The organism is Pseudomonas sp. B37(2017) (assembly GCF_002112885.1).
In the GTDB taxonomy this organism is placed as follows: domain Bacteria; phylum Pseudomonadota; class Gammaproteobacteria; order Pseudomonadales; family Pseudomonadaceae; genus Aquipseudomonas; species Aquipseudomonas paraglycinae.
Window position 1 is genome coordinate 70,889 of sequence record NZ_NEIX01000009.1, and the last position, 11,218, is coordinate 82,106.

The 11,218-nt window shown below is 62.2% G+C and carries 9 protein-coding genes; 8 read left to right on the top strand and 1 reads right to left on the bottom strand.

What is annotated here, in order from left to right:
* Positions 1–141: 141 nt before the first annotated feature.
* On the bottom strand, positions 142–2,586 hold the full coding sequence (locus tag CAF90_RS21495) for a penicillin-binding protein 1A (RefSeq protein WP_371915874.1): 2,445 nt from the start codon (positions 2,584–2,586) through the stop codon (positions 142–144).
* Positions 2,587–2,806: 220 nt separating this feature from the next.
* On the opposite strand from CAF90_RS21495, the gene CAF90_RS21500 reads away from it, so the two are divergent.
* From CAF90_RS21500 to CAF90_RS21535, 8 genes are all read left to right on the top strand, one after another.
* Positions 2,807–3,871, top strand: coding sequence for a pilus assembly protein PilM (locus CAF90_RS21500; protein ID WP_007952389.1), 1,065 nt, complete (start codon positions 2,807–2,809; stop codon positions 3,869–3,871).
* Positions 3,871–4,437: a PilN domain-containing protein gene (locus tag CAF90_RS21505; RefSeq protein WP_007952387.1), complete on the top strand. Its 567-nt coding sequence runs from the start codon at positions 3,871–3,873 to the stop codon at positions 4,435–4,437. The genes CAF90_RS21500 and CAF90_RS21505 overlap by 1 nt, the downstream gene beginning before the upstream one ends.
* A complete protein-coding gene (pilO, locus tag CAF90_RS21510) occupies positions 4,434–5,057 on the top strand; it encodes a type 4a pilus biogenesis protein PilO (RefSeq protein ID WP_085608413.1) in 624 nt (207 codons plus the stop codon). The genes CAF90_RS21505 and pilO overlap by 4 nt, the downstream gene beginning before the upstream one ends.
* A complete protein-coding gene (locus CAF90_RS21515; protein ID WP_085608414.1) occupies positions 5,054–5,578 on the top strand; it encodes a pilus assembly protein PilP in 525 nt (174 codons plus the stop codon). Before pilO ends, CAF90_RS21515 begins: the two co-directional genes overlap by 4 nt.
* A 14-nt stretch (positions 5,579–5,592) precedes the next feature.
* The gene (gene pilQ / locus CAF90_RS21520; protein WP_085608415.1) at positions 5,593–7,671 is read left to right on the top strand and encodes a type IV pilus secretin PilQ; all 2,079 of its coding nucleotides are present in this window, start codon (positions 5,593–5,595) and stop codon (positions 7,669–7,671) included.
* Between the two features lie 4 nt (positions 7,672–7,675).
* Positions 7,676–8,194: a shikimate kinase AroK gene (gene aroK / locus CAF90_RS21525; RefSeq protein WP_045121685.1), complete on the top strand. Its 519-nt coding sequence runs from the start codon at positions 7,676–7,678 to the stop codon at positions 8,192–8,194.
* Positions 8,195–8,344: 150 nt separating this feature from the next.
* A complete protein-coding gene (gene aroB / locus CAF90_RS21530) occupies positions 8,345–9,445 on the top strand; it encodes a 3-dehydroquinate synthase (RefSeq protein WP_085608416.1) in 1,101 nt (366 codons plus the stop codon).
* A 10-nt stretch (positions 9,446–9,455) separates the two neighbouring features.
* Positions 9,456–11,057, top strand: coding sequence for an AAA family ATPase (locus tag CAF90_RS21535; RefSeq protein ID WP_085608417.1), 1,602 nt, complete (start codon positions 9,456–9,458; stop codon positions 11,055–11,057).
* Positions 11,058–11,218 lie beyond the last annotated feature (161 nt).

Here is an 11,218-nt window from a genome sequence, read left to right on the forward strand (position 1 = left end):
ACAAATGGAGCGTACACCCGGTTACTGTGGGAGCGGGCTTGCCCGCGAAGAGGCCGGCCCAGACAACACAAAAATGAACAGGTAATAAAAAGCCCCGCACTTCAATCGAAGGCGGGGCTTTTTAGCGGTTCAGGATCAGGATCAGAACAGATCGATCGGCGCCTGTTCATCCGCCGGCAGCGGACTGCCCGGCACGGTGCCATTGCCGATTTCATTGACCGACGGCGGCGTGTCCTCAGCCTTGAACAGCTCGAAGTAGGCCCCCGGCGTGCTCGGCGATGCCGCGCGACCGCTGACCGGGTCCACCCGCAGGCTGAGGATGCCTTCCGGCTCCGGCTGGACATGCGGTGGCTTGTCCTTGAGCGCGGCGGCCATGTAGTTCATCCAGATCGGCAGTGCCACGGTGCCGCCGAACTCCCGGCGACCGAGGCTTTCCGGCTGGTCGAAACCGGTCCACACGGTGGTCACGTAATCGGCGTTGTAACCGGAGAACCACGCATCCTTGGATTCGTTGGTGGTACCGGTCTTGCCCGCGATGTCGCTGCGGCCCAGAGCCAGTGCGCGACGACCGGTGCCGAGCTTGATCACGTCCTGCAACATGCTGTTGAGGATGTAAGTAGTACGGCCATCGACGATGCGCTCGGCAACTGCCGGTGCTTGCGGCACGGCGGCGTTGCCCGGCGCTTCACCCGGAACCGGCGCTGCATTGACGGTAAACGATTCGGTAGCGGGGGCCGCGATACCGTCGGTGGCCGCGCCGCCCTGCGGTACGGTCGGCGGATTGGCGACGAACAGCGTGTCGCCGTTGCGGCTTTCGATCTTGTCGATGATGTACGGGGTGATCTTGTAGCCGCCGTTGGCGAAGGTGCTCCAGCCGGTGGCGATCTCCATTGGCGTCAGGGTCGCGGTGCCCAGCGCCAGGGACAGGTTTGGCGGCAGGTCCTGCTTGTTGAAGCCGAAGCGGGTGATGTAGTCGATGGTCTTGCCCACGCCCATCGCCTGCAACAGGCGGATCGACACCAGGTTGCGCGACTTGTACAGCGCCTCACGCAGACGGATCGGACCGAGGAAGGTGTTGGTGTCGTTCTTCGGACGCCAGACCTTGTCCAGGTACTCGTCGACGAACACGATCGGCGCGTCGTTGACCAGGCTGGCGGCGGTGTAGCCGTTGTCCAGTGCGGCGCTGTAGACGAACGGCTTGAAGCTCGAGCCCGGCTGACGCTTGGCCTGCATCGCGCGGTTGTAGTTGCTCTGCTCGAAGGCGAAGCCGCCGACCAGCGACCGGATCGCGCCGTTCTGCGGATCCAGCGACACCAGCGCGCCTTGCGCCTGTGGGATCTGGCTGAACTTCAGCGAATTGTTTGGCTGGCGCTGCACGCGAACCAGGTCGCCGATCTGTGCCACATCCGACGGCTGACGCGGGTTGGCGCCCATGCTGTTGGTATTGAGGAACGGGCGGGCCCATTTCATGGTGTCCCACGCCACGTGCTCTTCGCCGGTGCGGGTCAGCACTTGCAGGCCGTTCTTGTCGACCTGGGTGACGATGGCCGGCTCGAGGCTGCTGATGGTGCGTTGCTTGGTCAGTTCGGTGGCCCAGGCTTCACGGGTCTTGCCCGGCAGACGTGATTCAGGGCCACGGTAGCCGTGACGCTGATCGTAGGTCATCAGGCCTTCGTGCAGCGCGGTGTTGGCCATTTCCTGGAGGTTGCTCGGCACCGTGGTGGTGACGCGGAAACCTTCGGTATAGGCGTCGCTGCCGTAGCGGCCGACCATTTCGGCGCGAGCCATCTCGGCGATGTACGGTGCGTTCACTTCCGGGGTCGGCACGTGATAGCTGGCGTTCAGCGGCTCGTTGATCGCGGCGGTGTAGTCGGCCTCGGTGATCTTGCCGAGCTTGTACATGCGGCCGAGGATCCAGTCGCGACGCTCCTTGCTGCGCGCCGGGTTGGCCAGCGGGTTGAAGCGCGACGGGGCTTTCGGCAGGCCGGCGATCATCGCCATCTGCGCCAGGCTGACTTCGCGGATCGACTTGCCGTAATACACCTGCGCCGCCGCCTCGATGCCGTAGGCGCGGTTGCCCAGATAGATCTTGTTCACGTACAGCTCAAGGATTTCGTCCTTGGTCAGCTGGCGTTCGATCTGCAGGGCCAAGAGGATCTCGGTGGTCTTGCGCGAGAAGCTGCGTTCGCTGGTCAGGAAGAAGTTCTTCGCCACCTGCATGGTGATGGTGCTGCCGCCGGACTGGATGTGACCGCTCTTGACCAGTTGGGTCGCGGCACGCATCAGGCTGCTCGGATCGACGCCATAGTGATTGGCGAAGTTGTCGTCTTCAGCACTTAGTAACGCGTTGATGAAATTGGGGGGAATGTCGGCGAAACGGATCGGTGTGCGGCGCATTTCGCCAAATTCTGCGATCAACTTGTTGTCGCTGCTGTAGACCCGCAGTGGAATCTGCAACTGAATGCTTCTCAGCGCCTCCACAGATGGCAAACCCGGACTAAGGTAAAGAAACGCGCCGCTGAGACCTAAAAGCAGTCCGCAGAAAACGGCGACGATGGACCAACCGAAAAATTTCAGCAGACGAATCAAGGCTTTTGGACATCCACGGCAAAGAATGAATTGGGCGACAGGGTTCCGGGAAACACACAGAACGACCCGCGCCGGCAGTAAAGAGCGGAAAAAATCGCTGGGCATTATAAGCACTTTTCCGCTGGGGGCGTCATTTGCGCTTCTGTCAAGACGGGGCGAGGGAACGCAATGCGCATTACAGAGTCCGTAACTCACGGATAGTCATAGGGAATTGGTAGTGCTAGGACTCTTCAATAAAAAGGCCAATACGTTACTGGGGATCGACATCAGCTCCACATCGGTGAAGCTGCTGGAGCTGAGCCGTCAGGGTGAGCGCTACCGGGTCGAGGCGTACGCGGTGGAGCCGTTGCCGGCGAGTGCCGTGGTCGAAAAGAACATCGCCGAGCTCGAGGGCGTCGGTCAGGCCCTGTCCCGGGTGCTGGTCAAGGCGCGCACCGGGCTGAAAACCGTGGCGGTGGCGGTGGCCGGTTCTGCGGTGATCACCAAGGTCATCGAGATGGACGCCGGGCTGTCGGACGACGAACTGGAAAACCAGCTCAAGATCGAGGCCGATCAATACATTCCCTATCCGCTGGACGAGGTCGCCATCGACTTCGAAGTCCAGGGCGTTTCGCCGCGCAACCCCGAGCGGGTCAACGTGCTGCTGGCCGCCTGTCGAAAGGAAAACGTCGAAGTCCGCGAAGCGGCGCTCGCCCTCGCCGGGCTGACCGCGCGGGTGGTGGATGTCGAAGCCTACGCACTGGAACGCTCGTTCGGCCTGCTGGCGACGCAACTGGCCGCGTCCCAGGACCGGCTGACAGTGGCCGTGGTCGACATCGGCGCCACCATGACCACCCTCAGCGTCCTGCACAACGGCCGGATCATCTATACCCGCGAACAGCTGTTCGGCGGTCGACAGCTGACCGAGGAAATCCAGCGCCGTTATGGCCTGACCCTTGAACAGGCGGGACTCGCCAAGAAGCAGGGCGGCCTGCCGGACGACTACGTCAGCGAGGTGCTGCAACCGTTTCGCGAGGCGCTGGTGCAGCAGGTGTCGCGCTCCCTGCAGTTCTTTTTCGCCTCCGGCCAGTACAACGCCGTCGACCACATTCTGCTGGCCGGCGGCACGGCGTCGGTGCCCGGGCTCGACCGGCTGATCGAAGAGCGCCTGAACACACCGACCCAGGTGGCCAACCCGTTTTCCGACATGGCCTTGAGCAGCAAGGTCAACGCCGGGGCCCTGGCGAGCGATGCGCCGGCCCTGATGATTGCCTGCGGGCTCGCGCTCAGGAGTTTCGACTGATGGCGCGGATCAACCTTTTACCCTGGCGCGAGGAGCGTCGCGAAGAGCGGCGCAAACGCTTCCTGCTGGCCTTGACCGGCGTGGTGGTCGGTTCGGTCGGGGCGGTGCTCATTGCCGACCAGATCATCAGCGCCGCCATCGCGCGGCAGGTCGCGCGCAATGACTACATCGGCAAGCAGATCGCCGTGGTCGACGAACGGATCAAACAGATCAGCGAACTCAAGGCCCACCGCCAGCAACTGGTGGAGCGCATGCGCATCATCCAGGACTTGCAGGGCAACCGGCAGATCAGCGGGCGGATTTTCGATCAGCTGGCGCGCACCTTGCCCGACGGGGTGTATTTCACCGATGTGAAAATGGTCGGCAAGACCCTGTCGATCAGCGGCGCGGCGGAGTCGAACAATCGGGTGTCCGACCTGATGCGCAATCTCGATGCCTCCGACTGGTTCGATGCGCCCAACCTCAATGAAGTGAAAGCCACCACCGCTGGCCAGGTGGATCAGGCCAACGTCTTTCAGCTGACCGTTCGCCAGACTCGACCCCGGATCGAGGAGGACGACCAATGAAGCCGTCCGAGTGGCTGGACAGCCTGCGCAATGTCGATTTCAACGACCTGGACACCAGCAACATCGGCTCCTGGCCGCCAGTGGTCAAAAGCCTGGCCGGCGGGCTGTTGATGGTGTTGGTTCTGGCGCTTGGCTATAACTTTTTCATCAGTGACCTGGAGAACCAGCTCGAGCTCAAGCGTGAGGAGGAGGTCACCCTCAAGGAGCAATTCGCGAGCAAGGCGCGCATGGCGGCCAATCTGGAGCTGTACACTCAGCAGATGAAAGAGATGGAAAACTCGTTCGGCGTGCTGTTGCGGCAATTGCCCAGTGACACCGAAGTGCCGGGGTTGCTGGAAGACATCACGCGCACCGGGCTGGGCAGCGGTCTTGAATTCGAAGAGATCAAGCTGCTGCCGGAGGTCACCCAACAGTTCTACATCGAACTGCCCATCCAGATCACCGTAACCGGTGCCTATCACGACCTTGCGACTTTCGTAAGCGGCGTGGCCGGGTTGCCTCGGATCGTCACTCTGCACGATTTCGAACTGGCGCCAGCCAATCCCGAAGGCGGGCCGAAGTTGCGCATGAGCATTCTGGCCAAGACTTACCGCTACAACGACAAGGGGCTGCAGAAATGAGCCCGATCCGTTTTATCGCCTTGTCGGCATTGTTGTTGGTGCTCGGTGGCTGTGGCGGCGATGACTTCAGTGACCTCGACGCCTACATGAATGAAGAACGCCTGCGTCCGCCGGGCAAGATCGAGCCGACCCCGACCTTCCGCTCCTACCCGACATTCACCTACAGCGCCGCCAACCTGCGCAGTCCGTTTTCACGTCAGCTGCGGGTCGATCTGGCCGGGCAGAAACACGGCTCGCGCGACGTGAAGCCCGATCCCAACCGGGTCAAGCAATACCTCGAAGGTTTCAACATCGAGCAGTTTGAAATGGTCGGCACGATTGCCAACGCCTCCGGTTCCTTCGCTTTGCTGCGGGGGGCGGGCGGGGTTCATCGGCTCAAGGTCGGCGATTACCTTGGGCGCAACGACGGGCGGATCGTTGCGATCAGCGCTTCACAGGTCGAGGTGGTGGAAATCGTTCCGGATGGCCAGGGCGCCTGGCTTGAGCGGCCGCGCACCATTCCTTTGAAAGAGCACTCATAAGTGGAAGTCGAATAATGAACAGGATTTTTTCCACCCTCGGTTTTTCGCTATGGATGGCGCTGCTTTCACCGATGGTACAGGCAGCCAATCTGAAGGCGCTGGACGTCGCGGCACTGCCGGGCGACCGGGTCGAGCTGAAGCTGTCATTCGACGGCCCGCCTCCGCAGCCCAAGGGCTACACCACCGATTCGCCGGCGCGGATCGCCCTCGATCTACCGGGTGTCGCAAGTCAGTTGGCGAGCAAGACCCGTGACCTGGGCAGTGGCAATGCCCGCACGGCCACGGTGGTCGAGGCCAATAACCGGACGCGGCTCATCATCAGCCTGACGCAACTGGCGCCTTACGACACCCGGGTCGAAGGCAATGCGGTATTCGTGGTGGTCGGGCAAGGCAGCAAAGCCGCTGCCCCGCGTCCGGCGGCTCGTGCACCGCGCGCAGCAACTGCGGCAGCGCCGGTCCGGACCTTTGCGCCAACCGCCAGAGCCATTCGCGGTGTGGATTTCCAGCGTGGCACGGCGGGCGAGGGCAACGTGGTCATCGACCTGTCCGATCCAGCCATCGCACCGGATATTCAGGAACACGACGGCAAGATCATCCTCAATTTCGCCCGTACCCAATTGCCCGAACCGCTGCGGGTGCGCCTCGACGTCAAGGATTTCGCCACCCCGGTGCAGTTCGTCAACGCTGGTGTCAGTGGTGATCGGGCGACGATCACCGTCGAACCCAACGGTACGTTCGACTATTCCACTTACCAGGCCGACAACAAGCTGACCGTCAGCATCCGGCCGTTGACCGTCGATGACCTGCAAAAGCGCAACGCCGACCGCAACAGCTATAACGGCGAAAAGCTCTCTCTCAACTTCCAGGACATCGATGTGCGTTCGGTGCTGCAACTGATCGCCGACTTCACCAACCTCAATCTGGTGGCCAGCGATACGGTGCAGGGCGGAATCACCTTGCGCCTGCAGAACGTACCGTGGGATCAGGCGCTGGATCTGGTGCTCAAGACCAAAGGCCTGGACAAGCGCAAGGTCGGCAACGTGTTGCTGGTGGCGCCGGCCGATGAAATCGCCGCCCGCGAACGGCAGGAACTGGAATCGCAGAAACAGATCGCCGAACTGGCGCCGTTGCGCCGCGAGCTGCTGCAAGTGAACTACGCCAAGGCTGCGGACATCGCCAAGCTGTTTCAGTCGGTCACCAGCGCCGAGGCCAAGGTCGACGAGCGGGGTTCGATCACCGTCGATGAGCGGACCAACAACATCATTGCCTACCAGACCCAGGATCGCCTCGACGAGCTGCGGCGGATCGTGGCGCAGCTGGATATCCCGGTGCGTCAGGTGATGATCGAGGCGCGGATCGTCGAGGCCAACGTCGATTACGACAAGAGCCTGGGCGTGCGCTGGGGCGGTTCGATCCAGAACAAGGGCAACTGGAACACTTCCGGGGTCAGCAACGGTTCGTCGACCACCATTGGTACGCCGGGCAGCACCAGCACCAACTCGCCGTTCGTCGACATGGGCACGGTCAACAATACGTCCGGGATCGGCATCGCGTTCATCACCGACAACGTATTGCTCGACCTCGAGCTGACCGCGATGGAGAAGACCGGCAACGGCGAAATCGTCTCGCAGCCCAAGGTGGTCACCTCCGACAAGGAGACCGCGAAGATCCTCAAGGGCACCGAGATTCCGTACCAGGAAGCCAGCTCCAGCGGCGCTACGTCGGTGTCCTTCAAGGAGGCGTCGCTGTCGCTGGAAGTGACGCCGCAGATCACCCCGGACAACCGCATCATCATGGAGGTCAAGGTCACCAAGGACGAACCGGACTACCTGAACAAAGTGCAGGATGTACCGCCGATCAAGAAAAACGAGGTCAACGCCAAGGTGCTGGTGAACGACGGCGAGACCATCGTGATTGGGGGCGTTTTCTCAAATACTCAAAGCAAGGTTGTAGATAAGGTGCCATTTCTTGGCGATGTGCCGTATCTTGGCCGCCTTTTCCGGCGTGATGTGGTTTCGGAGAAAAAATCCGAGCTGCTGGTATTTCTCACTCCGCGTATCATGAATAACCAGGCGATTGCTGTGAGTCGTTGATTCTGTGCGAAATTTGATTCTTGTAGGACCGATGGGGGCTGGAAAAAGCACCATCGGCCGATTACTGGCCAAAGAGCTGCGCCTGCCGTTCAAGGATTCCGACAAGGAAATTGAACTGCGTACGGGCGCCAATATTCCGTGGATCTTCGACAAGGAAGGCGAGCCCGGCTTTCGTGATCGTGAGCAGGCGATGATCGCCGAGCTGTGCGCGTTCGACGGCGTGGTGCTGGCGACCGGCGGCGGCGCCGTGATGCGCGATGCCAACCGCAAGGCCCTGCACGAGGGCGGGCGGGTGGTGTATCTGCACGCCTCCGTCGAGCAGCAGGTCGGCCGCACTTCCCGCGACCGCAACCGGCCGTTGCTGCGCACCGCCAATCCGGAGAAAACCCTGCGCGATCTGCTGGCGATCCGTGATCCGCTCTATCGGGAAATCGCCGATCTGGTGGTGGAAACCGACGAGCGGCCACCGCGCATGGTCGTGCTCGATATTCTCGACCGCCTGCAGCAACTTCCGCCCCGTTAAAGCGCCGCACGAAATGCGCTATCCTCGGCGACCTGTAATGGCCGCCAAGGGTTGTGGCGGATGGCGTGCGAGTGGCGTCACACCAGCACATGCCGTGAACATTCGATAATTCCAGGCAGGACGCCTGCTTCATCTTCATCGTGGGGACACATGCAGACACTCAAGGTCGACCTAGGCGAGCGCAGCTACCCGATTCACATTGGCGAAGGATTACTGGACCAGGCTGAGCTGCTGGCCCCGCATATCCACGGGCGGCAAGTGGCAATCATCTCCAACGAGACCGTTGCGCCGCTCTATCTCGAGCGTCTGACCCGCAGCCTGGCGCAGTTCTCGGTGGTTTCCGTGGTGCTGCCCGACGGCGAAGCCTTCAAGAACTGGGAAACCCTGCAACTGATCTTCGACGGCCTGCTGACCGCTCGTCATGACCGCCGCACCACGGTGATCGCCCTCGGCGGCGGTGTGATCGGCGACATGGCCGGTTTCGCGGCCGCCTGCTACCAGCGCGGCGTCGATTTCATTCAGATCCCTACCACGCTGCTGTCCCAGGTCGATTCGTCGGTGGGCGGCAAGACCGGGATCAACCATCCGCTGGGCAAGAACATGGTCGGCGCGTTCTATCAGCCGAATGTGGTGCTGATCGATACCGCGTCCCTGAAAACCCTGCCAGCGCGCGAGCTGTCGGCCGGCCTGGCGGAAGTCATCAAATACGGTCTGATCTGCGACGAACCGTTCCTGACCTGGCTTGAGGAAAACGTCGACGCCCTGCGTGCGCTGGATCAAACGGCCCTGACCTACGCCATCGAGCGCTCCTGCGCTGCCAAGGCGGCGGTGGTCGGCGCCGACGAGAAGGAAACCGGCGTACGGGCCACCCTCAATCTCGGCCACACCTTTGGCCACGCCATCGAAACCCACATGGGCTATGGTGTCTGGTTGCATGGCGAAGCGGTCGCTGCTGGCACCGTAATGGCGCTGGAAATGTCCGCGCGCCTGGGCTGGATCAGCGAGCAGGAGCGCGATCGCGGCATCCGCCTGTTCCAGCGTGCCGGTCTGCCGGTGATCCCGCCGGAAGAGATGACCGAAGCCGATTTTCTTGAACACATGGCAATTGACAAAAAAGTGATCGACGGTCGCTTGCGCCTGGTGCTGCTGCGCCGTATGGGCGAAGCGGTGGTGACCGACGATTATCCGAAAGAGGTTCTACAGGCCACGCTGGGAGCGGATTACCGCGCTCTGGCTCAGCTTAAAGGTTAATAAGATTCCGATGACTAGTTTGCATGCCGACGAGGCGTTCCTCGGCCATTTCCAGTTAAGTCACGACCCTTTCGCGCCGCGGGTGCCGGGCTTCAAATTCTTCCCGGCCCAGCGCAAGCCGGTGCTGGGTCAGCTGCATCATCTGGCGCGTTACAGCCAGTTGCTGCTGGTGGTCACCGGCCCGCAGGGCAGCGGCAAGACCCTGCTGCGTCAGGCGCTGGTTGCCAGTACCAACAAGCAATCGGTGCAGAGCGTCGTCGTTTCCGCCCGTGGCGCCGGCGATGCAGCCGGTGTGCTGCGCCAGATCGCCCAAGCGCTGGACGTGGCCCAGGCCGAAGTCGGGGCGATCCTCGATCAGGTCGTGCAGCTGGCGCTGACCGGTCAGGAAGTCTATCTGCTGGTGGACGATGCCGAGCAGCTCGACGAGTCCGCGCTTGAAGCGCTGATGGCGCTGGGCGCCGGCGCGCCGGAAGGCCGCCCGCACGTGTTCCTGTTCGGTGAGTCGTCGCTGATCGCCCAGCTCGAGGCTTTGCACCTTGAGGAAGAGCGCTTCCACGTCATCGAATTGCAGCCGTACACCGAAGAAGAAACCCGCGAGTATCTCGACCAGCGGCTCGAAGGCGCGGGCCGGGGGGTCGAACTTTTCACCGCGGATCAGATCTCTGATATTCACGAAAGCTCCGAGGGTTGGCCCGGCAACATCAACCAGGTCGCTCGCGATGCTCTGATCGAAGTCATGATTGCCAGCCGCTCTGCGGTCAAGCGTCCAAGTATGGGGTTCAACATGCCGAAGAAACACGTATTGGCGATTTCCGCCGTCGTTGTGGTCGCGGTCGCTGCCGCCTGGCTGATGCCGGGTCGCAACAAGGCACCGACCACCGGTGCGCCGGCCAACGAGCAGGCGCAACTGCCACTGGGCCAGGGCACGCCGCAGACCGGTGGCGCACCGTCCGTCGAATTCAACGGCAATACCCAACCGATGCCGCTGCCGCTGGTCGGCAACTCGCAGCCGGTGATGCGTGGTCCGCTGGCTGAAGCCGCGGGTGGTATCACTGAAGGCGACGACGGCGTGCCGGTCGAAGGCTCCAGCAACACGCCACCGACCGTGACCACCACCGCGCCACCGGCGGGCGTTCAGGCCGGCCCTGCGCCGACGCCAGTTCCGGTTCCAGTCCCGGCAGCCAAACCGACCCCGGCGCCGACCCAGGTCGCTACCGCCAAGCCTGCTCCGGCCGCTCCAGCGGCCAAACCGGCTCCGGCGCCTGCCAAGCCTGTTGCCGCCGCGAAACCTGCCGAGAAGCCGGTCACCGTCGCCAAGGCCGCCGGTGGCAGCTGGTACGCCGGTCAGCCGACCAGCAACTACGTGGTGCAGATCCTCGGCACCAGCTCCGAAGCGACCGCGCAAAGCTTCGTCAAGGAGCAGGGCGGCGAGTATCGTTATTTCAAGAAAGTCCTCAACGGCAAGCCTCTCTACGTGATCACCTACGGCAACTTCGCCAATCGTGATGCAGCCGTTTCTGCCATCAAGGCCTTGCCAGCGAAGGTTCAGGCTGGTAAACCTTGGCCTCGCACTGTCGCCAGCGTCCAACAGGAACTGGCAACAACTCGCTGAAGATTCGGCGGCCTTACCCAGGCCGCCTCTCCAAGCACCTCAAAATTTCTACAAGTGCGCGCCGCCCTTACGGGTCGCGTGCCTTGTGGTGTCTGCGTCACAGTAGTCTTTGAGTCGTTGCGGTCAAAATTAAAAAAGTTTTGACTAGCACAGCAGATCGC

Coding starts and splice junctions, on each gene's coding strand:
- CAF90_RS21505 (WP_007952387.1), top strand. CDS start 3,871: ATGGCGCGGATCAACCTTTTACCCTGGCGCGAGGAGCGTCGCGAAGAG.
- pilO (WP_085608413.1), top strand. CDS start 4,434: ATGAAGCCGTCCGAGTGGCTGGACAGCCTGCGCAATGTCGATTTCAAC.
- CAF90_RS21515 (WP_085608414.1), top strand. CDS start 5,054: ATGAGCCCGATCCGTTTTATCGCCTTGTCGGCATTGTTGTTGGTGCTC.
- pilQ (WP_085608415.1), top strand. CDS start 5,593: ATGAACAGGATTTTTTCCACCCTCGGTTTTTCGCTATGGATGGCGCTG.
- aroB (WP_085608416.1), top strand. CDS start 8,345: ATGCAGACACTCAAGGTCGACCTAGGCGAGCGCAGCTACCCGATTCAC.
- CAF90_RS21535 (WP_085608417.1), top strand. CDS start 9,456: ATGACTAGTTTGCATGCCGACGAGGCGTTCCTCGGCCATTTCCAGTTA.